17 protein-coding genes are annotated in these 24,454 nt (G+C 65.5%); 1 reads left to right on the forward strand and 16 read right to left on the reverse strand.

Going from position 1 to position 24,454, the window contains the following annotated elements; all coding sequences use genetic code 11:
* Window positions 1–75: 75 nt before the first annotated feature.
* Window positions 76–720 (forward strand): hypothetical protein, encoded by a 645-nt coding sequence (locus tag ACZK33_RS18965; protein ID WP_010484059.1) that lies wholly within the window; start codon window positions 76–78, stop codon window positions 718–720.
* A 281-nt stretch (window positions 721–1,001) separates the two neighbouring features.
* Here the strand turns inward: ACZK33_RS18965 and ACZK33_RS18970 are convergent, their stop codons facing one another.
* The 16 genes from ACZK33_RS18970 to gmk all read right to left on the reverse strand — a co-directional run bounded on the left by ACZK33_RS18970 (window position 1,002) and on the right by gmk (window position 24,256).
* Entirely contained in the window at window positions 1,002–1,745 is a 744-nt protein-coding gene (locus ACZK33_RS18970; RefSeq protein ID WP_107432127.1) for a hypothetical protein, read from the reverse strand.
* 69 nt (window positions 1,746–1,814) lie between these two features.
* Window positions 1,815–7,274 carry an ESPR-type extended signal peptide-containing protein gene (locus tag ACZK33_RS18975; RefSeq protein WP_423174856.1) on the reverse strand — a complete coding sequence of 1,820 codons (5,460 nt, stop codon included), beginning with the start codon at window positions 7,272–7,274 and terminating at the stop codon, window positions 1,815–1,817.
* Window positions 7,275–7,334: 60 nt separating this feature from the next.
* Window positions 7,335–8,042 carry a pilus assembly protein gene (locus tag ACZK33_RS18980; RefSeq protein WP_423174857.1) on the reverse strand — a complete coding sequence of 236 codons (708 nt, stop codon included), beginning with the start codon at window positions 8,040–8,042 and terminating at the stop codon, window positions 7,335–7,337.
* An 18-nt stretch (window positions 8,043–8,060) separates the two neighbouring features.
* Window positions 8,061–9,206: a CfaE/CblD family pilus tip adhesin gene (locus ACZK33_RS18985; RefSeq protein WP_423174858.1), complete on the reverse strand. Its 1,146-nt coding sequence runs from the start codon at window positions 9,204–9,206 to the stop codon at window positions 8,061–8,063.
* The gene (locus ACZK33_RS18990; RefSeq protein WP_423174859.1) at window positions 9,203–11,935 is read right to left on the reverse strand and encodes a TcfC E-set like domain-containing protein; all 2,733 of its coding nucleotides are present in this window, start codon (window positions 11,933–11,935) and stop codon (window positions 9,203–9,205) included. The genes ACZK33_RS18985 and ACZK33_RS18990 overlap by 4 nt, the downstream gene beginning before the upstream one ends.
* Before the next feature lie 51 nt (window positions 11,936–11,986).
* A complete protein-coding gene (locus tag ACZK33_RS18995; RefSeq protein WP_329893108.1) occupies window positions 11,987–12,493 on the reverse strand; it encodes a CS1 type fimbrial major subunit in 507 nt (168 codons plus the stop codon).
* Between the two features lie 337 nt (window positions 12,494–12,830).
* Window positions 12,831–13,193 carry a NirD/YgiW/YdeI family stress tolerance protein gene (locus ACZK33_RS19000; protein WP_329811380.1) on the reverse strand — a complete coding sequence of 121 codons (363 nt, stop codon included), beginning with the start codon at window positions 13,191–13,193 and terminating at the stop codon, window positions 12,831–12,833.
* A gap of 298 nt (window positions 13,194–13,491) precedes the next feature.
* Window positions 13,492–14,562, reverse strand: a complete 1,071-nt coding sequence (locus tag ACZK33_RS19005; protein ID WP_423174860.1) for a hypothetical protein — start codon at window positions 14,560–14,562, stop codon at window positions 13,492–13,494.
* Window positions 14,563–14,909: 347 nt separating this feature from the next.
* A complete protein-coding gene (locus ACZK33_RS19010; RefSeq protein ID WP_032127838.1) occupies window positions 14,910–16,187 on the reverse strand; it encodes a citrate synthase in 1,278 nt (425 codons plus the stop codon).
* A gap of 296 nt (window positions 16,188–16,483) precedes the next feature.
* On the reverse strand, window positions 16,484–16,726 hold the full coding sequence (locus tag ACZK33_RS19015) for a type B 50S ribosomal protein L31 (RefSeq protein WP_005410871.1): 243 nt from the start codon (window positions 16,724–16,726) through the stop codon (window positions 16,484–16,486).
* Window positions 16,727–16,814: 88 nt separating this feature from the next.
* Entirely contained in the window at window positions 16,815–17,753 is a 939-nt protein-coding gene (locus ACZK33_RS19020; RefSeq protein WP_032127836.1) for a nucleoside hydrolase, read from the reverse strand.
* A gap of 469 nt (window positions 17,754–18,222) precedes the next feature.
* Window positions 18,223–20,274, reverse strand: a complete 2,052-nt coding sequence (gene recG / locus ACZK33_RS19025) for an ATP-dependent DNA helicase RecG (RefSeq protein ID WP_478455106.1) — start codon at window positions 20,272–20,274, stop codon at window positions 18,223–18,225.
* Between the two features lie 67 nt (window positions 20,275–20,341).
* Window positions 20,342–20,728: a RidA family protein gene (locus ACZK33_RS19030; RefSeq protein WP_005410875.1), complete on the reverse strand. Its 387-nt coding sequence runs from the start codon at window positions 20,726–20,728 to the stop codon at window positions 20,342–20,344.
* A 183-nt stretch (window positions 20,729–20,911) separates the two neighbouring features.
* Window positions 20,912–23,074 carry a RelA/SpoT family protein gene (locus tag ACZK33_RS19035; RefSeq protein WP_019661980.1) on the reverse strand — a complete coding sequence of 721 codons (2,163 nt, stop codon included), beginning with the start codon at window positions 23,072–23,074 and terminating at the stop codon, window positions 20,912–20,914.
* Between the two features lie 106 nt (window positions 23,075–23,180).
* On the reverse strand, window positions 23,181–23,480 hold the full coding sequence (rpoZ, locus tag ACZK33_RS19040) for a DNA-directed RNA polymerase subunit omega (RefSeq protein ID WP_005410877.1): 300 nt from the start codon (window positions 23,478–23,480) through the stop codon (window positions 23,181–23,183).
* Between the two features lie 110 nt (window positions 23,481–23,590).
* A complete protein-coding gene (gmk, locus tag ACZK33_RS19045) occupies window positions 23,591–24,256 on the reverse strand; it encodes a guanylate kinase (protein WP_014038334.1) in 666 nt (221 codons plus the stop codon).
* Window positions 24,257–24,454: the final 198 nt, after the last annotated feature.

A 24,454-nucleotide genomic window follows, 5' to 3' on the forward strand; every position in this document is an offset into this window, starting at 1 on the left:
ACCTCCGCGAAATACCCACGCAGATGTCACATCCGTGCGCTAGTCTGTAGCCAGGTCGCAACAGGGAGTCATCGCATGCATCGCGCCCGTCAGCATGCTGCCAGCCAGACCCGCGAGCGGCGCCACCGCCTCGCCCACGAAGCCGCTCGCCTGATGGCCGAAGGCGGAATCCGCGACTACCACCAGGCCAAGTTGAAGGCCGCCAGCCGGCTCGGCATCCACGACGATGCCTCCCTGCCCCGCAATACCGAGATCGAAGACGCCCTGCGCGAGTACCAGCGGCTGTTCTCCGGGCCCCAGCACGGCAACGAACTGCAGCGCCGCCGCGAAGCCGCCATGCGTGCCCTGGAGTTCCTGCACGGCTTCTCCCCGCGCCTGGCCGGTCCGGTACTGGACGGCACCGCCGACGCCAATAGCCCCGTGCAGCTGCACCTGCACAGTGACGACCCGGAAGCCGTGCACCGCTTCCTGGACGAACACGGCATCCCCGCCGAATCGCGAACCCGCCGCCTGCGCATGGACCGCGAACGCTGCCTCGACGTGCCGGTGTGGGTGTTCAGTGCCGAAGAGCTGACCTTCGACCTGGCCGTGCTGCCCTACGACGCCCTGCGCCAGGCACCACTGTCACCGGTGGATGAGAAGCCGATGCGACGCGCGTCGGTGGCACAGTTGCGGCAGGTGCTGGCCGAAGCGGAGATCACCGCGTACATCGGCGGGTGACGGTAGCGCCGGTCCATGGCCGGCGAGCGCAGCCGTGCCTGCCTTGGGTGGGTGCGGACCGTTGGTCCGCACTGTGCTTCGGGCATTTCGATGGCTGAGCGGAGAGCAGTCGAGCATGGCTCGACTCTACAGGGGCGCTGCACCCGTGTTTGGTAGGTGCGGACCGCTGGTCCGCACTGTGCTTCGTGCATTTCGATGGCTGAGCGGAGAGCAGTCGAGCAAGCTCGACTCTACAAAAGCGGTGTTACCTGCTCTGGCAGATGATGCCCATCTTGCTCCCGCTACCAGACAAAACGGGTATCGCGCAGCGGGTCGCTGAGCAGCCGCGGCAACCACGGTGCGGGGGCACGCTGCGGATACTCCCGCATCATCTGTGCGTGCATGGCCTGCAGGTCCCGCAACACCCAGGACTGGTAGTAGATGTCGTTGAACCCATCCGACCAACCACTCTTCACCCGCTCATGCTCGTCTGCCTCCAACGACGGCATCTGGTCCAACGACACCTCCAGGATCGTCGCCAGCGCCGCGTTGATCTGCGCATTCTCCACACCGGCCTGGCGCACGTAGTCCAACCGATCCAGCACCCGCCGACAATCGTAGGGAAAGCACCCACCTGTGGCGGTGATGTAGTCAGCGATGTCCGCCAGCATGTCGGCTTTCAGCCGCCACACCACTTCGCTGTCCATCACCTGCCGTACCCGCATCGTGCGCAGCGTGCTCGCCCGCACCTCCTCCGGCGTAGTGAACGGAGCACCCGGCGTGCTGCCCGCGTGGCGCACCAGCACGATGCGATGGATCGCCTCTCTGGTGACACCCTCGATGCGCAGCGCCGCTGTCTCCGGATGCACGCGCGGCGTCGGCACGCTCAGCATCCGCCACATGTACCACAGCACCAGCAACAGACCGGCGATGCACAGCCCGCTCATCAGCGTCCACAGATCCAGGTTCCGTGTGTAGTAGCGATAGCGCGCCCGCCAGATGTAGAACGTGCGATAGCTGATGATTCCCTTTACCCATCTGTACATCGCCATCTCCTGGGCGAGGACCCCGGCGCGGCGGGGTGGAGTACGCGCGTCACGCCGGGGCTCCATGGCTTACCAGCCGATGCCTACGCCGACGCCCATGCTGCGCTCACCGCTGTTGGTGAACGCCCCATTGAGGCTGAAGGTGGCCGAGCCCTTCTCGTTGAGCACGCGCTGGTAACCCACCGCCATGGCCGACTCACCCTCGCTGTAACCCACGCCCGCACCAAGGCGGTTGTAGGTGGCCAGGCCGGCGGTGTTCATCGCCATCGCCGTCTGCGCGCTGCTCATCGCCGCCATGCGGTTGAAGCGCTTGTCCATCTTGTCCAGGCGGCGTTCGAAGTTGCTGATCGCACCATCGGTGTACTCGTTGGCGCGGGCCAGCATCTTCTCCAGCTCGGCGGTGTCGACCTGCGGCTTCGGCGAGTCGTCCCTGTTGGCCTTCGGCTGTGGTGTGGGATTGTCGCCCTCGCCTACCGAAGCGACCTGCTGGGAGTCCTTGCCTTCCGGAAGCACAGGAGTTTCCTCGGCCTGCGGCTTCGGCACCGAGGACGACGCCAGTGCACGCGGAGCCGGGGCGTCGTCGATGCGCTGCTCCAGCCCATCCATGCGGCCGTTGAGCTGCTGCTGCATCGAATGCAGCTGGCCACCGTTGACCGCGTCACGGCTGCCGGCCGCGATCAGGCCGTTTGCCACGTTGGAAATGACCATGCCGTTGGCACCGGCGAGGGTGAGCTGGTTGACACCATCGGCGCGGACCGAGGGGGTGTCCTGGAACACGGAGCGGAGCTGGGTTTCGACCTTGTCCACGCGCGAGGTGTTGGTGACGACCGCGCCATCCAGTGCTTCAAGTGCGCCATTCAAGGTGGACTGCGCCTGGCCCTGGACGTTGAAGCGCGGGGCGACGATGTTGCCGTTGGCATCCACCTCGCCACCGAGGGCGGAGAGTGCACCACGCAGCTGGCCGACGGTGGCGGCGTTGTGGTTGGCGGTGCCGTTGGCGATGTTTACGAGGCGGCGTTGCAGTAAACCGCCCCCAAAGGACACGGTCTGGCTTTCATGAGCTACAGAGTTGTTTCCGACCGCAACACTGTTCAATGCCCCCTTCTTCACGAGGCTGCCCGCGCCAAGCGCAATGCCACCACGCTCCTCAACTATGGATCGTGTGCCGAGTGCAAATCCATGGTCTGCGCCGGGCTGAACCCAAGCCGCGCGACCAAGAGCCACAGAGTTCTCACCGTGCGCGGTTGCGTAGAAGCCCACTGCGACAGCGCCATCCTTCAATAGTGATGCCACTGCCCCCTCGCCAATCGCGACCCCGGCACGTCCGGCACGTGGAGCCCTCCACTCCAGATCCGGAACACTTGACCCAAAATCAAAGTACTCAGCTTTGCGTTCGACCACGTTCAGTCGAGTGTTCGTCGAGAAGAGCTGACTGCCGCGCACAACGTCCGAGCTATCAGCCGAAAGCTTCGCCTCGGCGATGCCAGTCAAACGCGCACCACCGAAGTCGATCGGTCCGTTTGCATCCATTCCTCGCATTGCCTGCTGCCCCATCTCCCGCTCCTTGCGCATCGCGTCCAGATCATTCCGATTCTGCGAGATCTTCTGCTCTGCGGCGTACAGCTGGTTGCCTGTTACGGCATCGCGGCTTCCTGGTACCACTCGGCCATCGGCAAGATTGGTCAGCACCATGCCGTTCACGCCATTCAGCGCGATCTGGTTCATGCCGTCGGCGCGGGCCGAAGGCGAATCCTGGAAGATCGAGCTAAGCTGGCCTTCCACCTTGTCCGCGCGACGGCCTGCGGTGACGACCGCGCCATCGAGTGCCGTCAGCGCATCCTCGACGGTGCTCTGCGTTCCTCCCTGCACCGTGTAGGTCGGGGCGATGATGTTGCCGCTGGCATCCATGCCTGCGCCGCCGCCGAGGGTGGCTAGGGAATCACTGAGCTGAGCGACTGTGGTGGCGTTGTGATCAGCTGTACCGCGCGCGATGTTTACAAGGCGGCGCTGAATGCCAACACCACCAAATGACGCAACTCCAACTTCATCTGCTTGGGAACCATTTCCTAGTGCCAGCGATCCGTGAGCTCCGCCTTCAACTCTTGCGCTAGCACCAATCGCCACACCTCCACGCGCACCGCCAGCGTCTCCGCCGACCTGTGAACCTGCTCCCATTGCGAATCCACTCTCGGAATCCACAGAGACGGCTGCTCCACGACCAACTGAGGTGGAGTTCTTCCCCATCGCCTCCGCAAACGTGCCTACCGCGGTTCCTCCATCCAGTCCCGTCTTGGCAGAATTTCCGACCGCGACACCTGCCATACCGGCTTCTGCGCGCTCACTGAAGGGGGCTGACCCGATACTCACAAACTGCGCGACACCCTCCAGGCCTGAGACGCGTGAATTGGTTGAATACAGCTGCCTACCAGACACAGCTTCGGCACTGCTGGCGCTCAATACCCCATCCGCCACACCACTGATCTTCCGATTAGCATTGGTACTGTTACGCACATCCAACGTCGTACCACTGTTCTTCTCACCCAAGCGCACATTGCCAGTCGCGGATACCTCCGCCACCAACCCACCCAGCGCCACTGTCTCAGCCATCGCCTTGGCTGCATCTCCCTTTGCCACGGCAGCTTCCGTGCCCGCAGACTTGGCAATGCCCTCCACCGTCGCCACCTTGTCATTGGTCGCGTTGAGCTGCCTGCCGTTGACGGCCTCATAGCTGCTGGCGCTGACCGCACCATCGGCTACGCCGGTCAGCTTCCGATTCGCATTCGCGCTGTTGCGTACATCGAGCACGGTGCCGCTGTTCTTCTCGCCAACACGAACGTTGCCGTTGGCAGTGACTTGACCGACAAGACCCTTCAGCACTCCAGTATCAGCCAGTGCTGTGTCCGCGCTGACCTTCGCCGCGGCGGCTGCCGTCTGTGCCGCAGTCACGTTCGCGTTGGTTTCATGGAGCTGCTTGCCGGTCACGGCCTCGTTACTGGTCGCGCTGATGGCCCCGTCGGCGACGCCCACGATCCTGCGATTTGCATTGGCGCTGTTGCGCACATCCAGCTGCGTGCCACTGTTCTTCTGACCCAGACGAACACTGCCATTGGCAGCGGTCTGGTTCACCAGGCCACCCAGCACCACCGTCTCGGCCAGTGCCTTGCCCGATTCCACCTTTGCGGCATTGGCGGTGGTCGTCGCGCCGTCAGCTGCTGTCTGGGCCTTGGTCACGGCCTGGTTGGTGGCATGAAGCTGGTTGCCGGTGATGGCATCGGTGCTGCCGGCGCCCACCGCACCATCGGCAATGTACTGGATCTTCCGCTTCCTGCTGGTGCTGCCCACCGATACCGAATTGGCCGAGGCCGTCACTGCACCTGCACCCAAGGCAACGGCATTCTCATGCGAGGCCTGAGCGCGGTCACCCAGCGCCACAGAGCTGGTGTTCGTAGCCTTGGCCAGATTGCCCAGCGCACTGGCGAACTTTGCCGTCGCCTCGCTACCCCGCCCCAGTGCCGTTGCCTGGCTGGCGCTGGCTTTGCTCAGATAGCCAACCGCAGTGCCATGCTCTGCCTCGGCCTTGGCGTCGCCGCCCACAGCAATAGAGAAGTTGCCGCTTGCATTTGCACGGAAGCCGGTTGCTACGGCACCGTTGGCGCTACGGGTTCCGGCGCCAACCGAGACACCCGCATTCTGGTTCGCCACCTTGTTACCATCCGCATCCACACCAGCGCGTGCGTCATCGCCCAGCGCTACGCTGCGGCCGTTGTACGCTTTGGCGTTGTTGCCGAGTGCAGTGCTGATACCGAAGCTGCCGTTCTCCGCGCTGGCGCCCTTGCCCAAGGCCAAGGTGGCCGCGTCGATACGATTCGTCGCGGCCTGCGCAATTGACTTTACCGCGACCAGCTCACCCGTGACATCGCCGGCGGTCTTCTCCACGGCCGAGAGCCGGGTATTGGTCTGGAACAACTGATTGCCGGTAATGGCATCGGTGCTGCCGGCACCCACCACACCATCGGCGACGTACTGGATCCTCCGCGTGGACTTTGCGTTGCCCACGGACACGGAATTGGCCGAGGCGGTGACCGAACCAGCCCCCAGCGCAACTGCGTTCTCGTGCCCTGCATGTGCACCGTTTCCAAGGGCCAGTGAACTGACGCCCGTTGCCCTCGCAAGATTGCCCACTGCGGTGGCGAACTTCGCCGTTGCCTGCGTTCCTCGCCCCAGGGCCGTCGTCTGCTGGGCCCCGGCGATACTGGCTTTCCCGAAAGCGGTACTCAGCTCTTCATTGGCGACGGCATCCGAACCGATCGCAACAGAGAAATTGCCACCCGCAACGGCCTTGTGACCCATGGCCACGGCACCGTGCGCACTCCGGGTACCGGACCCCACCGAGACGCCGCCCGCCCTGCCATTGACCTTGTTTCCCGCCACATCGACGCCGGCGCGCGCGTCATCGCCTAGCGCAACGCTCGCGCCGTTGTAGCCTTTGGCGTTGTTGCCGACTGCCGTGCTTGCGCCATAGGTGGTATTCGACTCTGCCAATGCCCCCTTGCCAAGCGCCAGTGCTGTCGCATCCACCCGATTGTTGACCGATTGCGCAAGGGTTTGGGTTGCAAACAGCTGCTTGCCGGTAACGGCATCCGTGCTTGTCGCACTCAAGCGCGCATCAGCCACGTTGACGATTCGTCGCTTGGTCGACGCGTTGCCAACGGAGACCGAGTTCGCCTCGGTCGCTTCAGAGTTGGCGCCGATGGCGGCCGATCCATCAGCCAGTGCCTTCGCATGATGACCGAGCGCAACGCCGCTGAACTCTGCACGCGAGTTTCCGCCCAAGGCGATTGCTCCCGAGTAGCCAGCGGTTCCCGCAAATGCATTCCCTCCGATCGCGATGCGGGACACACCCGCCGTGCTTTCAACTGTGCGGGCGCCACTACCTACTGCTATGGAGTTCTGAGCGTAGGCGCGAGCATCGTGACCGATAGCAGTGGTGCCGACGCCCGACGCAACCGAACTCGCACCCAGCACCGTCGAGTAGCCGCTTGTGGCTTCCGACTTGTACCCAACCACCACGTTCCTGTCACCCTTTGCAATCGCCTCATTTCCGAGGAGTACGCTCCCCTTCCCTGACAGCGCCGACGCGGTGCCGACGGCCACCGAACCCCAACCGCTGATGCTGGATCTCGAGCCCAGAATCATCTGCATGTCACCGTTGAGGGTTGAGTCTTTGTAGTAGGCATCATTGACGATGGCGCCTTGCACCACGATCTTGCGCGGTTGCGCAGCGAACAGCGAAGAGATCATGGGAGAGCTGGCCAGGAACCTGGTCACCTCTTCCTGAGCCTCTCCGTTCTCATACTCATCCTTCGGGCGCTCTTGGGCTGATGCAGACATCCCGACCGATGCAACAGCCGCCAGTACCAGCAACCGCGGCTTGGTCCGGGAGGATTTCCCGCGTGGACTGCTCAACTCGCTGCCCACCACCCAGCACTGCTTGGCCACGCTCCAGATACGTCGATAGATTCGATTCATGCTTGTTCTCCTTAACACCAAAGGGAAATGAAGCCCGCGCTTGCGCGGGGCGATAGAAGGTCAGGCGCTCGGCGCCAGGGTCGTTACGTGATCGCGATATCCGTCGTTGGACAGTCGGTACTGCAACTGCAGGGTGCTGCCCGGCTGGAGCTGGAACGGCAAGGTCAGCGCAGCGTCGGGGTAGAGACTTCTGGACAGCTCAAGCGGCGTGCACACGCCACCGGCGCTGCACTCGGCAGCACCGGTGATGCCCACACGCAGCGTGCCGGTGTTGCGCAGGGTGTTGCCCTGCAGTTGCAGATCCACGCTGCCCTTGGCAGGCACGACGTTCACCAGCGCCCCCCAGACCAGGCTGACGCCGACGTTGGCCTGCGCCGCCTGCTCGTCGCCTTCCAGAATGGTGCCGTCGGGGCCATTCACGCCCTCGAAGTAGATGCGATAGGCCGCCTCCTTTTCGACCGTCTGCAGCGGAATCACCCGGATCAGACGATTGCCACCACCGCTGAGTGCGAACTTGCCGGGGGTGATGGCAATCGCCGCATCGGCGGCTTCCACTTCGATCTCTTCCTCACCCACCTGTGCCGGGTTGCTGATGCGCAGCAGGCGTGCCTGCACGTACTGCGGCTGGGTGGATTGCGAGTACACGCGGATCTTCGTGCCGTGCTTTGCATCCACCGCTGCGCGCATTGGATGAATGGACAGATTGGCCTGTGCCGGCGGGGCCAGCAGTGCACTCAACGGCAACAGGCAGAACAGCAGCTTCTTCATGATGAGCCTCCGTGGGGATCAGGGTTTGACGGTCGGCACGCGCAGCTCCACCGTCAGCTCGCCGTCGTAGAGACCGGGGCGTTTGCTGGCGATGGGCGTGGGCGGTGTTTCCAGCGTCAGCGGCGTGGGCACGCAGTACACGGGTTGGCTGATGCCCGGCAGCAGCACCATGCGCAGCTGTGCGCTGTCGATGCCGCGCAGCAGCTGTTCTTCGCCGTGCTTCATCGCCAGCAGGTTGCCGCCGTAGTTCAGGCCGACCTGGTAGTCGAGACGCTGGGTGTCGTCGCTGCCGCCGTCCTGATGCCAGACCGCGAAGTCCCGCCCGGGCGGTGGCCGAGGCCCGCTATCACGCACGGTGACGCCGAGGAATTCGCTCTGCGAGCCCACGCCGTCGTACAGGCACATGTCCACTTCCTTGCGCCCGGCGACGACCTTGCGGATGGGGTCGTAGCGCAGATCCATGTTGACCAGGGGGGCGACACCATCGAAGGCCGGGAAGTAGATCGAGATGGCGTCGTAGTCGGTGACGGTGAAGTCGAAATTGAAGGTGGCCGTGGCGACCGGCGCGGCGGCTGGGTCGGCCTTGATATTCAGGCGCATCGTCGCCTTCCAGTGGCCGGCGACGAGCCGTGAGATCTCGCGCTGAGGCAGGATCAGCTCGACGCCGGTTCCAAGCGGCTCATCCGCCCCGCTCCCCACACCACACTTGTACCAGTGTGCTTCATTCAGAATGCGCCGCTCAGCGTCCCAGTAATCGCTACTGCAGCGGTAGCCCGACATAGCCCGCTGCAGGCTTCCTACTGCACGAATCTCCGCACGCAGACCAGTCCTAGCATCAACGAGACGCAACGCAATCTCTGTTGCTCCCACTGATATGCTCGGCTCACTTTCCGTCGGGCACCGCCCAAACTCACTATCAGAAGCAGACCCACAAACCACATGGATCTGCCCATATTTCATCGCCAGGTCGTGGCTAAACCCCAACACCGTCCGCGGCGCCCACAGCTCCACATCACCCGGCACCGCCGAGCGATCCCACGACATCACGATGTCCCGGTTCTGATTCGCCGGATGCGTTTCCGGCGGCCACTGCGCCCACGCCCTCGGCGCCAGCACCACCAGCGCACACACCAGCATCAACACCAACAACACACGCCGGTTCATGGCGTTCCTCCTGCAGCAGCGGTCTGGGGCGTGGCGGCAATCAGCGCGCGTTCCTGCAGCAGGCGGGTCACGCGGGCCTGCTGGCGGATCTCCGCCGGCAGCTGGGCCACGGCCAGCGGCTCGCAGTGCACGGCGCCGACCAGCAGCACCACCTGGCGGCGCTCGCGCACCTGCAGCGGGCAGTGCAGCAGGCGGTCGTCCTGCAGCAGGTACAGCGTTGTCTCGCGACGCGGGAAGTCGGCAACGAAGCCGCCGTTGGCGCTGGTGCCGGGCACCGGCGCGTTGAGGATGCGGGCGCCGCCCAGCGGCGCTCCGGCAAGATCCTTGGCGTTGCCGATGAAGGTGTAGGTCACCTCGATCGGCACCGGCATGCGCATCAGCCGCCCGGGGCTGAGGAACATCGGTCGTGCGCCACCCACGCCGGTCACGCGGATGGCGGCGATGCTGTCCAGCGTGCTGGCGTCCTGCACTTCGGCACGGTGCGACTGGTACGACGACAACGGCAGCAACCGGCGCTCACCGATCTGCAGGCGTTGACGGCGCAGGCCGCCCACCTGCAGTTCGGCCGCCACGCCACGCAGGTCGACATCGTCGGTGTCGGCCACCTGCACGGCGAGGCCGGCGTCGGCACCGCTGCTGCCGCTCCAGTAGAAACCGCGCTTGCCCAGTGCAAAACCGGAGCTATGCATGCCGCTGTAGGCGGTCTCGCTGCGGCCGCGCTGCTGGTAGTGCGCCAGCGTGGCGCCGCTCTGGCCCAGGCTGTTCTGCAGCTGGCCACTGAGCGTGGCGCTGTAGCGGTCGCTGTTGTTGGCGCGCAGTTCGGCTGACAGCTCGCGGTACTGTGCATCGACGTCCTGGCGCAGGCTGTGGCCAACGCTGTAGTTGATGTCCGGGCGCTGATGCTGCGGCTGGCGCACGTCCACGCTGTAACGGCGCTGGCCGCTGCCGGCGGTGCCACGCAGCAGGCGGGTCAGACTCAGGTTGAAGTAGATGCCGCGGTCGCGCTGGTCACTGCCGCGCAGGCTGTCGCTGGAACGCTGCTGCCACACACCCACGCGGGTGGAGACACTGAAATCCTGCCAGCGATGGCTGCGGCTGTAGCTGGCCTGCCAGGTGCGGCTGAGCTGCGGCTCGCGGCGCGGTTGCCACGGCGGTGGCGGTGGCAGCAGCGGGTCCAGCCCAGCCAGAGGGTCGCCCTCCGCACCCGGCAGGACACGCCCCGCGCGCCAGGTCTGGCGCCGCGTGTAGCCCACATAGGCGCTGCCACCGGCCAGCGGCAGCGCCATCGAGGCGCTGAGCGAGTTGGTGCAGCCCAGCTGGTCGCGCGCGTCGGCCTCGAACTGGCAGGCCTTGCCGCGCATGCGCTGCTGGTAGATGTTCCAGGACGCGGTGCGGCGGTACGACAGCTGGTGCTGCTGGCCGGTGCTGCCATCGTTGCCGCGCATGCCGCCGAAGCTGGCGCGTAGTTCCTGAGTGGCATACAGGCGGCGCAGGTCCACGCGCAGCTCGCCATAGCGGAAGCCGCCGAGGTCGGCAGCGCCGGCCACCACCGCCACGCCGCGGCCCAGCGGCACACGCATGCCAGCCACCGCCACGTGTTCGCCATCGAAGCGATCACTGCGGCGCTCGCTGCGCTTGCCGCCCTGCACGAACCACTGCCACTGGCTGTTGGTCCAGTCGCCGCCCTTGTCGAACGGCGCGTCTTCGCTGCGCACCAGCACGCCATCTTCGTAGATGCGCAGGGTGACGTTGTAGTTGCCGAACGGGAAGTTGCGGGTGTCGATCTGGTTGATGCCGGCCTGCAGGTAGAAGGTCTGCAGCAGGCGCGTGCCGTCGTAGGCATCCACGCGTGCGTCGCGCGCCAGCAGTACGGTCAGCGGCGTGGCCTGCACGGCGGCATCGGCATCCACATAGGCCTGGGTGGTGCCGACGCGCAGGCCCTGGAAGCGGTCCAGCGGCAGCATGCTGAAACTGAAGGTGCCGCCCTGCGGGCTGGACAGGTTGCGGCGGTCCATGCGCCCGGCCTGCAGGTAGTGCGCCTGCCCCAGGTCGTGGCGGTAGTAGACGTTGTCGAACTGGAACGTGCTGTCACTACCACGACTGCGGTAGCGCTGCTGGTTGAAGTTCCATTCGGCGGAGACATGCCCGCGATCGAACAGGCCCAGCACGCCGGTGCCACGCGCGGACAGCGTCTGGTAGTCGCGGCTGCCACTCACATTGATCACCTGCTGGTGCAGGAAGGCGTTCTCGGCGTTGGCGCTGACGCGGTGGAAGCGCTCGGCAGCCGGCTTGCCGGGAATCCACTGGCGGGCGACGAACAGGCGCAGCGCGCCCTCGCCTTCGTCGTACAGCGCGCGCACGGCGGCGGGGTCGTCCGGTGGATCGAGATAACCGCAGCCGGCGGTGGCCCCACCGTAGCGGCAGGCCAGGTGGCTGTTGCGCGGCATGGGCTGTGACAACGCGGGCAACAGCGCGGCCTGCGCATCGGCGGGCAGGTCGAGCGCCTGCAGCACGCTTGCTGGATCTTCCAGTAGTACGTGCTCCAGGGTCACGCGCACCGGCGACAGCCCGGCCGAGTGGCCGAACAGCTGGATGTCGAGTTGTTCGGTCTGGCCTTCGACCAGATCCTCGAAGCCGGGCGGGACGCCGCGTGCGGCCACCAGTGGAGTGGACAACGCCAGGGCGAGCGCGACCGCCAGCCGGGTGATGGCGGGGGCGTGTGATGTCATGGGGGTACCGCTGGAAAAGCAGCCGGCCCGACGTACGGGCCGGCGCGGGGATTACGGCGTGGTGGCCTTCTGGTTCATGACGATGTAGACCACGCCTTCATAGCGACCTTTGACCGTAAGCGGCCCGCCGGCACCGGCCTGGGCGATGGTAAGCGGCATGGCGATGGAAGCACCCGGCGTCGAGCTGGCACCGTTGAACAGGTCAGCCGCCTTGAACTCGGTGCCCGAGGTGCTCAGCGCATCAGAGTTCAGGCTGACGTCCAGCGGCACGCGGGTGCTGCCATTGATCAGCAACGGATCGTGGCGGAGACGAACGTCGATGTCTGCCTTGTCATCGTTGGAGTGAATGCGCACCTGCTGCGTCGACGGCAGCAGCCCTCGCAGAGGATCGTGGGTCATCTGCACGGTGTCCGGCAGCGGCGTGCCGTCGTCGCGCAGCAGGGCCAGGGTCGGGTCGACGTCGGCGTAGACGGAGATCTTGGTTTCCACGGCGTGCGCGGACAGCGAAGCCGTGGCCAGCGCTGCAGCGAGCGCGGCCTTCTTGAGAATGGCGTGCATGGGTTGTCTCTCTCGGACAAGGGGGAATGAGAAAGCCCCCCTCCCCTAAGGAGAAAGGGAGGGAGGCGCCGCCCGCAGAGGTGGTTGCGGGCGACGGAGAGAATGTTAGGAACCCCTTGTCCTGCAGGCCATTCAAGCATTCCTAAAACGTTGAACGTTAAGAAGAATCTTTGAATTAGTTCAACGTTCCAGGCTTACGCAATTTCCCTCATTCGGTAAATGCAACGAATCTCATTGCTTCGCCTTTGTAGACACAGCTTCTCCGGTCATTTCCACGTGATCCACGCATGGCGTGGCTCTACTGTAGAGCCGAGCCCATGCTCGGCTGCCGTTCGCTTCAACCGGCAGGCACCACGGTGACGCGATCAACATCGATGTCGGTCGGCTTGAACCGATGCGTATCGACCTTGCCATGCAGTTCCACCACGGTGTCCGCACCAATGGCCTGCGGCGGCAGGTCGTCGTCATCGATCTCCACTTCGATCTGGCCACTGGCGTCGCGGAACTGGTAACGCTCGTGGCCAAGCTTGGCGACCAGGGTGCCACGCAGCACCACCGGGTGGTCATCGCGCTGGGCGCGCGCATCGGCCACGGTGCTGACAGCGGTTCCTGCGCCTGGGCCGGTGTACTGCGCGAACCCCTGCGGGCTCAACAGGGTGAGCGGCGTGGCGATGAGGGCAATGGCAAGCAGTCGGTTCATGGTGGTCTCCATGGCTGAGTAAGTGTCCTCAGGTTCTATCGCCCCGGATGTGATGCCTATGCAATAGATCCGAGAGATGTGAAAGCGACACTCAGTGTCAGAATTCGTTCAGATCCTGAAGCAAGGTTTTGTAGAGTCGAGCACGGCTCGACTCTACAAAGACCCATCCACGCATGTGTGGACCTCGCGTTGGCGCGTGATCAGAAGAAGATCGCGTACAGGATCAGCAGCGGAATCGGTACGCCCAACAACCAGAGCAGAATCATTTTCATGGCAGGTCTCCTTGCATGGAACGGGGTTACAGATCGCGGCGGCGGCCGCCCCAGGTGGCGCTGAGGCTGGCGAAGAACGCGCCGATCAGCAGCGTGATGAACAGCCACAGCGCGGCATACGCTGCTGCCTTGCGGGCGTCGTCGGCGGCCTGCTTGGCGGCGTTCTTGGCCTTCTCCAGCGCAGCACGCATGCGTGTCTGCACATCGGTCACGCGCGCCTGCGCTTCGGCCTGACTCATGCCGGTCTCGCGCGCGATCAGCTGGGACAGGTACTGGGTGTCGGCCGGATCCAGGCCATCTCCCTGCAGACTGTTGACGATGATGCGGTTCACCTCGGCACGCACTTCGCGGCGATCACCCATCGGGCCATTGCCTGGCGTCGGACGCGGAGGTGCGGCCATGCGCGCGTCGCGCGGGCCGTCGCTTGCGGCCGGCGGCGGCGGTGCCGCATTCGGATCCATCGGCGCACCCGGCGGAGGCGGCGCTGCAGGATCAGACGGCCCTGTGCTGGTGGCGCTGCGGAACAGCGAGTCCACCCAGTAGTTGAGGTCGCCTTCCGGCGCAGCCGCGGCGGCGCTACCGGCGCCCGCTGCGGCAACGCCGGCGGTGGAGGCAGCGGCGCCTGCAGTGGCGCCGGCCACTTTCGCACCCGTGCCGAGTACGCCGCCGATGGCCGAGGTGAGCAGACCGGCGGTGAGCAGCGTGGCCACCGCCCACGACACGAAGCCATGTGCGGTATCGCGGAAGTAGGTTTCGTCGCCGTGAATCTGCGTCCACTTGGTACGCAGGCGTCCTGCCAGATAGCCACCCAGACCCGAAGCCGCCAGCGCGGTGAAGGTGAGCCAGATGATGCTGGACCAACCGAAGGTTTCCTTGCTGACGCCTTCGAACGACCACGGCGACACCGAGGACAGCCCCAGGCCCACGCCGAGAATCAGCAGGATGAGGGAGAGTGCAGCGGCAGCGGCGGCGCCGGCGAAGATCGCGCCCCAGGACACGGCGCTTTCGCCTGGAGGGGCGACGATGGGGGCGGCGACGACAGTGGCGACGTCAGGGCCGAGCGGGCCGCGCTCGGGTGGGTCGAATCGGGTACTCATGGGACGGACGCTCCGGATCAGATGCTGCGGATGCAGCTGGCGTCCTGAGGCTGCGCGAGCGCTTGTGAAGCTGGCGAGACCCTTGAATCACGCGGTCTTGGCGCGGTGAAGAGCGTGCCAACCAAGGTTGGCACCTACCGAAGGCGGATGCGGTGGTAGATCCACGCCATGCGTGGATGGGGAAGCGTGCCAGCCAAGGGCGAGGACAAAGTAGATCCACGCCATGCGTGGATGATTTTTCACGGGCGCCGAAATCGTGCGGACCAACGGTCCGCACCTACGAGGTCCGCTCCAAAAAAAAACGCCCCGCGGATGCGGGGCGTTCTCGGCACAACCTACGCGGGCGATTAGCCCTGGTAGTCGCGCACGTCGCTGCCGGTGTAGACCTGGCGCGGACGGCCGATCTTCATTTCCGGGTCAACCTGCTGTTCCAGCCAATGCGAGACCCAGCCGGAGGTACGGCCCAGGGCGAACATGACGGTGAACATTTCGGTCGGGATCTGCAGCGCCTTGTAGATGATGCCGCTGTAGAAATCGACGTTCGGGTACAGCTTGCGGGCGACGAAGTACTCGTCCTGCAGCGCGGCCTGTTCCAGCTTCACGGCCACGTCCAGCAGCGGATCCTGCACGCCCAGCTGCTTGAGCACCTTGCTGGTCATCTCACCGATGACCTTGGCGCGCGGGTCGAAGTTCTTGTAGACGCGGTGGCCGAAGCCCATCAGGCGGAAGCCGGAGGTCTTGTCCTTGGCCTTGACCACGGCGGACTCGACGTTGTCAGCGCTGCCGATCTCTTCCAGCATCTTCAGCACGGCTTCGTTGGCACCGCCGTGGGCCGGACCCCACAGCGCGGTGACGCCAGCGGCGACCGACGCGTACGGGTTGGCACCGGTCGAGCCGACCAGGCGCACGGTCGAGGTCGAGGCGTTCTGCTCGTGGTCGGCGTGCAGGATGAACAGCAGGTCCAGCGCCTTGACCACGTCCGGGTTCAGATCGTACTGGCCATCAGCCGACTCGAAGGTCTGCTTCAGGAAGCGGCTGACGTAGTCCAGCGAGGTGTCCGGCTTGTTGGCCGGCAGGCCCTTGCCGTGGCGGTAGATCAGCGCCGACAGGGTCGGCACCTTGGCGATCAGGCGCACAGCGGCCTGGCGGCGCTGTTCGGCGTCGGACAGGTCCAGCGAGGCGTGGTAGATGCCCGACAGCTGCGCGATGGCGGCGGTCAGGATGGCCATCGGATGTGCATCCTTGGCGAAGCTGCCGATCAGGGTGTTGATCGACTCATCGACGTTGGCTTCAGCCGCCAGCTCGTCGGTGAAGGCCTTCAGCTGCTCGGCGCTCGGGCGCTCGCCGTTGATCAGCAGGTAGGCCACTTCGACGTAGCTCGACTTTTCCGACAGCTGTTCGATCGGGTAGCCGCGGTACAGCAGCACGCCCTTGTCGCCGTCGATGTAGGTGATGGCGGACTTGCAGCTGGCCGTCGCGGTGAAGCCGGAATCGTAGGTGAAATACCCCGTTTCCTTGGTCAGCTTCGCGATGTCGACGCAGTCGTTGCCAAGGGTGGGTTTGATGACGGGCAGAACGACCGACTTATCGCCGGCGTTGAGCGTGACCTGATCAAGATCGGACACTGTGTGCGCTCCTTCATGGGAAGGCGCCTGCCCAAGCGCATTGGTCAGGCACGTGAATGACGTCCTCGGCCTGTGCCGGGGATCACGCCATTATCGCACAGCAGCATTTGCCCGGCGCTAGACAGAAGTCGTATACGACAGGCGGCCAGACGCCGGCCGTTGAGCGGCCCGGATCGGCAAAAGCGTTGTCATCCGAACGCAGTGTTCCGTCCATCCAAACGCCCGTTGGGTAGGCGTTGGGGAAAAACAAACGGCCGCGCAGAGCGCGGCCGTCGGTTCGAAGCTGGATCGACAGATCAGCGCGCGTAGCGCTTCTGGAACTTGTCGATACGGCCCGAGGTGTCGATGACCTTGTGCTTGCCCGTGTAGAACGGGTGCGAAGCAGAGGAAATTTCAACCTTGACCAGCGGGTATTCGTTGCCGTCTTCCCACTGGATGGTTTCCTTCGTCGCCATGGTCGAGCGGGTCAGGATCTTGAAATCGGAGGTGACGTCATGGAAGACGACGTCGCGGTAGTTCGGATGGATATCGGCCTTCATGGGCTCACACCGTAAATGGGCTGGTGGTCAAGAGCGGCATTATAAGCACCGGTTGCCGCTCGGGGCAACCGGTGCGGGTCAACAGACTTCAGTCCGCGCCCAGGGCCTGGCGCACCAGGGCCTCGAAACGCTGCTGGTCGTAGGCCATCAGCAGATCGCAGTTGTCCGGCTGGCCGGTCTGGCGGTTCCAGTCGACGATGGTGGCGCCGCGGCTGAACGTACCGTTCAGCTCCACGTTCAGCGGCCGCGATTCGACCTGCAGCTGCCCTTCCGGGTTCAGCGCCCAGGCCATGGCGACCGCATCGGCGGTATACCAGCGGCCACCCTTGCTGTCCTCGGACAGGCCACGGGTCTTGCGCGAGATCAGCTCGTAGAAACGGGCGCGATCGGAATCAGCCTGCAGCCACTTTTCAGCATCCTGCAGCGGCAGGCCATGGGCGACGGTGGCCTCCCAGTCCGACACCAGCAGGTGCTTGAACGAAGTGAACACCACGTGCGCCGCTTCCGGATCGAACGCGATGTTGAATTCGGCCGCCGGGGTGATGTTGCCGTGGCAGGTGACCGCACCGCCCATCACCACGATGCGCTTGATGCGCTCGGGAAGGGTCGGGTCCAGCTTCAGTGCCAGGGCCAGGTTGGTCAGCGGGCCAAGCATCACCAGCATCAGTTCACCGGCGTGCTCGTGCGACAGGCGCAGGATGGCCAGTGCGGCGTGCTCGGCTTCAGCCTGGCGGCTCGGCGGCGGCAGGTCCACGTCGCCGTAGCCGTCACGGCCATGCACGTGGGCGGCGTCAACGGAGGGATGCAGCAGGGGATCCGGGCTGCCGGCAAACACCGGTACGTCGGCGCGGCCGACGATGTCGCAGAGCTTGAGGGCGTTGCGGACGGTGTACTGCAGGCCGACATTGCCGGCGGCGATGGTCAGGGCGACCACGTCATGCCGTTCATCGGCAAAGGCCATCAGCAGGGCCAGGGCGTCGTCCACACCGGGGTCGGTGTCGATCAACAGGGGGATCTTGTGGGTCATCGTTGCCGTCTTCAGATCGGCAACGAAGTGTGGACCGGGATGATGACCGTTGCAAGTACGGGGGGTTGGGGTTCGGCAGGGCTGCGCCCTGCACCCGCCGAATCAACGGCAAACGCCAGAGCAACAGCAAAAGCTGGTTTCCTGGGGGATGGCGGGGTGGGTCCGGTTGCGGGGGACGCTGCAAGTACGTCCATGTAAGCTCGGTCGCCGCATCCATGCGGCTCACGCCCCCGCAACCGGACCCACCCCGCCTTCGACAGATTTCTGCAGTCTGTCGGAACGGCGTTCTGCTCTGGTAGGTGTCGACCTTGGTCGACATATCCACGGATTCATCGAAAAGGCTGTCTGTAGAGTCGAGCCATGCTCGACTCCCGCGCGCAGCGAGCAGTAGATCCACGCCATGCGTGGATGAGCGTCCCGGGGATGGAATCAGAGCCCTTTGCTGTGCAAAGGGCTCTGACCCCGCAACTTACGCCGAGGCGTAACGCACGGCGGTGCCGATCCAGCGTTGCACCACGCGATCGGCCAGCGCGGGTTGCTGGGCCAGCAGGCGTTCGGCAAGATCGTGCACGCCGGGCAACAGGCCGGCGTCGCGGGCCAGATCGGCAATGCGGAAACCGGCCAGGCCGGTCTGGCGGGTACCGAGCAGTTCACCGGGGCCACGCAGCTCCAGATCCTTCTCGGCGATGACGAACCCATCATTGGTTTCGCGCATGGTCTGCAGGCGCTCGCGCGCCATCTGCGAAAGCGGCGCCTGGTACAGCAGCACGCAACGCGATACCGCCGAACCACGACCGACGCGGCCGCGCAACTGGTGCAGCTGGGCCAGGCCGAGGCGCTCGGCATTCTCGATCACCATCAGCGAAGCGTTCGGTACGTCCACGCCCACTTCAATCACGGTGGTCGCCACCAGCAGATCGATCTCACCGGCCTTGAACGCCACCATCGTCGCCAGCTTCTCGGCGGCCTTCAGGCGGCCATGCACCAGCCCGACGCGCACGCCCGGCAGCAGCGCCTGCAGCGACTCGTAGGTGGCCTGCGCTGGGGTGGCATCCAGTTCTTCGCTTTCCTCGATGAGCGTGCACACCCAGTACACCTGCCGCCCTTCCTGGCAAGCCAGCGCGATGCGCTCGATCAGTTCGGGACGGCGATCGTTGTTGAGTGCCACGGTCTGCACCGGTGTGCGGCCGGGAGGCAGTTCGTCAATGGCCGACACATCCAGATCCGCGTATTCGGACATCGCCAGCGTGCGCGGAATCGGCGTGGCGGTCATCACCAGCTGGTGCGGCACGCTGTGCGCGCCCGCGCCCTTGTCGCGCAGGGCCAAGCGCTGGTGCACGCCGAAGCGGTGCTGTTCGTCGACGATGGCCAGGGCCAGATCCTGGAATACCACCGCCTCCTGCATCAGTGCATGGGTACCGACCACCACCTGCGCTTCGCCGTTTGCGACCTGCTCCATCACCTTGGCGCGCGCCTTGCCGGTGACCTTGCCGGCCAGCCAGGCGATACGCACGCCGAGCGGTTCCAGCCAGCCGCGCAGGTTGTTGAGATGTTGCTCGGCCAGCAGTTCGGTGGGGGCGGCCAATGCGACCTGCTTGCCCTGCTCCACCGCCAGCATCGCCGCCAGTGCGGCAACCACGGTCTTGCCGGAGCCGACGTCACCCTGCACCAGCCGCAGCATCGGGCTGGGGCGCGCGAGGTCTTCACGGATCTGCTTGAACACGCGCGCCTGTGCGCCGGTCAGGGCGAACGGCAGCTGTTTCAGCAGCGCCTTGACCAGCTTGCCGGGGCCGGCCAGCGGCGGCGCATGGTGCGCCTGCAAGGCAATGCGCTGCCGACGCAGGCTGAGGTGGTGGGCCAGCAGCTCCTCCATCGCCAGGCGACGCTGCGCCGGATGGTTGCCTGCGGCCAACGCGGCCAGATCGGCATCCGGCGGTGGCCGGTGTACGGTCAGCAACGCACTGCGCAGCGACGGCAGGCCGAGGCCATCCAGCCAGCCGCTGGGCAGCAGTTCCAGCGTGCTTTCCTCGGGCAGGCGATCCAGGGCCTGGCCGATCAGCTTGCGCATGGTCATCGGGCCGACACCTTCCACGGTGGGATACACCGGGTCGAGGCGGTCGCCGAGTTCGGGATCGTCATTGCGGCCCAGCACCTGGTAGCTGGGGTGGACGATTTCCAGGCCGAGGTGGCCGGGCTTGGGGGTGCCGAAGCAGCGCAGCCGGTTGCCGACTGCGAACTGGCCGACCTGCTGCTGGCGGAAATGGAAGAAGCGCAGCACCAGGGTGCCCTGCCCTTCGTCCTCCACCGCGACCTTCAGCATCGGCCGGTAACGCATGCCGCGCTCGACCGCGACCACCCGCCCTTCCACCTGCGCCGGCACGCCGTTGCGCAGGTCTTCGATGCGGGTCAGCCGGGTCCGGTCTTCATAGCGCAGCGGCAGGTGAAGCCAGAGATCCTGCAGGGTGGCCAGGCCACGCGCCTGCAGTTTGGCGGCCACGGCCGGGCCGACGCCCGCAAGCATCGCCAGGGATGCTTCGCCGGACGGTGACAGGACCGGGGTGACCGCCGCCTTGCGTGCCACGTGGCGGTCAGTCGATGACCATCACCGCGTCGACCTCGAAGTTGGCGCCCTTCGGCAGGCCGGAGACTTCGATGGTGGAACGGGCCGGGTACGGGGCCTGGAAATAGTCCTGCATGACCGCGTTGACCTTGGCGAACTCGCCCAGGTCGGTCAGGTACAGGCCCAGACGCACGACCTTGTCCAGCGAGCCGCCAGCGGCTTCGGCCACGGCCTTGAGGTTGTCGAAGGCGCGACGGGCCTGTGCTTCGACGTCACCAGCGCCGACGATGTCGCCGGTAGCCGGGTCGAGCGGGATCTGGCCGGAGAAGTACACGGTGTTGCCGGCGCGCACGGCCTGCGAGTACGGGCCAATCGCGGCGGGGGCCTTTTCGGTGTTGATGATCTGGCGGGACATGGGTCGCTCCGGTGCTTGGGGGAAAACAGAGCGGTGATTGTACCGGCTGGGGCTGCATCCACGCATGGCGCGGGTCTACCGCGCCGCTTCGGTAGTGCCGGCCGCTGGCCGGCAACCCCATGAACGTCGGAAGCACCGCGAAGTTGCCGGCCAGCGGCCGGCACTACCGGGTGCGCGCAGGACCTACTGGCGGCGTACCGACTGCACCACCGACAGGCGCCGCAGGCGGCGCATCACTTCAGCCAGGTGGTTGCGGTCGCGTACCTGGATGTTGAACGCCAGCACGGCGGCGTTGAAGTCGCGGTCCAGGTAGTCCACGCGCTCGATGTTGGAGTGGCTTTGGGCGATGGCGGCGGCCAGCTGTGCCAGCACGCCGGTGCCGTTCTCCACTTCCACCACCAGCGAGGTGTCGTAGTCGCCGGAGACGGTGGTGTCCCAGCCGATCGGCACCCAGCGCTCGGGCGACTTGCGCAGCTCGGCCAGGTTCGGGCAGTCCATGCGGTGCACCACGATGCCCTTGCCGGCGGTGTGGTAGCCCATGATCTCGTCGCCGGGAATCGGCTGGCAGCAGCCGGCGAACGTGACCACGCCACGCTCGCTGCCGTTGATCAGGATCTTTTCCTGCGAGTGGTGGCGCGAATGCGGGCCGCCACGCAGTTCGGCGTAGGCCATCAGCGCCTGTGCAGCCTGCGTCGGCATCCAGTTGCCCAGTGCGACCTCGGCCAGCAGCGCCTCCAGGCGCGGGAAGCGGTGCTCGGCGAGGAACGCATCCAGGCGCCCCTTCGGCAGCCGCTCCAACGAGGAATCCATCGCCTCCAGCGCACGGTCGAGCATGCGGTGGCCGAGCTGCACGGCGTCTTCGTGCTCCAGCTGCTTGAGCTGGTGGCGGATGGCGGTGCGCGCCTTGCTGGTAACCACGAATTCCAGCCACTGCGGTTTCGGCGTGGCCGAGCGTGCGGTGATGATCTCCACCGACTGGCCCGACACCAGCTTGGTGCGCAACGGCACCAGCTTCTTGTCCACGCGCGAGGCCACGGCCATGTTGCCGACGTCGGTATGCACGGCGTAGGCGAAGTCCAGCGCGGTGGAATTGCGCGGCAGGGCCAGGATCTTGCCCTTCGGGGTGAACAGGTAGACCTCGTCCGGGAACAGGTCGACCTTGACGTTGTCGAGGAACTCCAGCGAGGAACCGGCGGCACGCTGCGAGTCGATCAGTTCAACGATCCAGGCGTGTGCGCGGCTCTGCGCGCTGTTCGGTGAATCGCCGCCGAACTTGTAGGTCCAGTGCGCGGCCACGCCACGTTCGGCGATCAGGTCCATCTCTTCGGTGCGGATCTGCACTTCGATGGGCGAACCATACGGCCCGAACAGCACCGTATGCAGCGACTGGTAACCGTTGGCCTTGGGAATGGCGATGAAATCGCGGAAACGCCCATCCAGCGGCTTGAACGTGGCATGCACCGAACCCAGCGCGTGGTAGCAGCTGGGCACGCTGCGCACCACCAGGCGGAAGCCGAACACGTCCATCACCTGGTCGAAGGTTTTGTTCTCGTCGCGCATCTTGTTGTAGATGCTCCACGGGGTCTTGATGCGGCTGACCAGGCGGTGCTCGATGCCTTCCTTCGCCAACCGCTGCGACAGCTGCACTTCCACCTGCGCCAGCGCTTCACGGCGGACCACCGGCTGGCTGCGGATGTGCTTTTCCAGGATCGCGTGGCGCCACGGATACAGCGCCTTGAAGCCGAGGTTCTGCAGCTCGCTCTTGACCAGGCTCATGCCCAGGCGCTGGGCGATGGGCGCATAGATCTCCAGCGTCTCGCGGGCGATGCGGCCGCGCGCTTCGCGGCTCTGCGCGCCCAGCGTGCGCATGTTGTGCAGGCGGTCGGCCAGCTTGATCATGATCACGCGCAGGTCGCGCGACATCGCCAGCAGCATCTTGCGGAAGCTCTCGGCGGCCGCTTCCTGGCGGTCGCGGAACTTCAGCTTGTCCAGCTTGGTCACGCCGTCGACCAGTTCGGCCACGGCTTCGCCGAACTCGGCAGCCAGCGCTTCACGGGTCAGCGGGGTGTCTTCGATGGTGTCGTGCAGGATCGCGGCGATCAGCGCCTCCACGTCCAGGCCGAGCTCGGCCAGCACCTGGGCCACGGCCACCGGATGGGTGATATAGGGCTCGCCCGACTTGCGCGTCTGCCCGGCGTGTGCGGCGGCTCCGACTTCCCAGGCACGGCGCAACAGCGGCAGCTGTTCCGGCGGCAGGTAATGGGCGGCGCGTTCAAGCTGGAGGACGTAGTCGGGTACGGCGGCAGCGGGGGCTGCGGCGACCTTGGCAGTGGGGCCTGGGTTCATGCCCGAAGCCTATTCCAGCGCGACGTTTACGGCAAATCCTGAATGCGAAACAGCCCGCACGGGGCGGGCTGTTCGGCACATCCAACGATTACGTTGATCGATGCGATCAATCGTCGTTCTTGGACATGTCTTCGTCGGCGACCACTTCCGCGGCAGCCCACTCCAGCGCTTCGCGCTCGGCGCGCTCACGCTCGGCCTTCTCGACTTCGTCGATCAGCGCGTTGTCGATCTTGCGGGCTGCGATTTCGCGCAGCGCCAGCACGGTCGGCTTGTCCTCGGTCTCGCTGTTGTCCAGCGTGGCCTGCACGCCGTTGGCGAGCTGGCGGGCACGCTTGGAAGCCATCATGACCAGTTCGAAACGGTTGTTAACGACTTCCAGGCAATCTTCTACGGTGATGCGGGCCATACGGGCTCCCGGCGACCGGTCGGCCGCTCAGTCGAATGAGGGAAAGGGGACGGAGTGTACTGGCAGGGGCTGGACAAAATCAAGCCAACCCCTACCCGATTCTTTTGGAATCAGTCAGTTGCGCCCGGATCGGGGGTCAACAAGGCCTGGATCAGGCCTGCGTGGCGGACCTTCTGGGCCTCCCGGCGCAGGCGGCTGGCGGTGAAGATGGCGCACAGCTCGTCCACGGCGGTGTCGAACACCTCGTTGACGATGACGTAGTCGAACTCGTTGAAGTGCAGCATCTCGTCACGGGCGGCGCCCAGGCGCTGGGCGATGACCGCCTCGCTGTCCTGGCCGCGCTTGCGCATGCGGTCCTGCAGGGCCTGCTTGGACGGCGGCAGGATGAACACGGTGACCGTGCCCGGCACCAGCTGGCGTACCTGCTGCGCGCCCTGCCAGTCGATTTCCAGCAGCACGTCCTGGCCGGCGGCCAGCTGCGGCTCCACCGACTGGCGGGCGGTGCCCTTCCAGTCACCATGCACCCAGGCATGCTCGAAGAAGTCGCCGGCGGCGATCATTTCCTCGAACTTCTCCGCAGAGACGAAATGGTAGTGCTGGCCATTCACTTCACCCGGGCGCATCGCGCGCGAGGTGAAGGAGATCGACAGGGCGATCTGCGGGTCACGCGCCAGGGTGGCATTGACGATGCTGCTCTTGCCGGCGCCGGACGGGGCGGCAACGATGTACAGCGTGCCGCGCGCAACGGCGTCCGACGGCTTCGACGGGGCGCTCATGCGCGGAACCCAACTGGTTGATTTCGCAAAATTTTTCCTCGGTGTTCCAGATCCGGCGCGGAGGATCGCGCCAGGACGGCGGGGGCTGCGCGGAACATCCTGGAACCAGGCCCGGCAGACGCTTCCCCGGGGGGCGGGCACGCAACTTTACCAGAGCGGCCGCGTTGCGCGCCCGTCCGGCAGGCGCCGGGCCTTGTG

The organism is Stenotrophomonas sp. 86156_Sma (genome assembly GCF_056481625.1).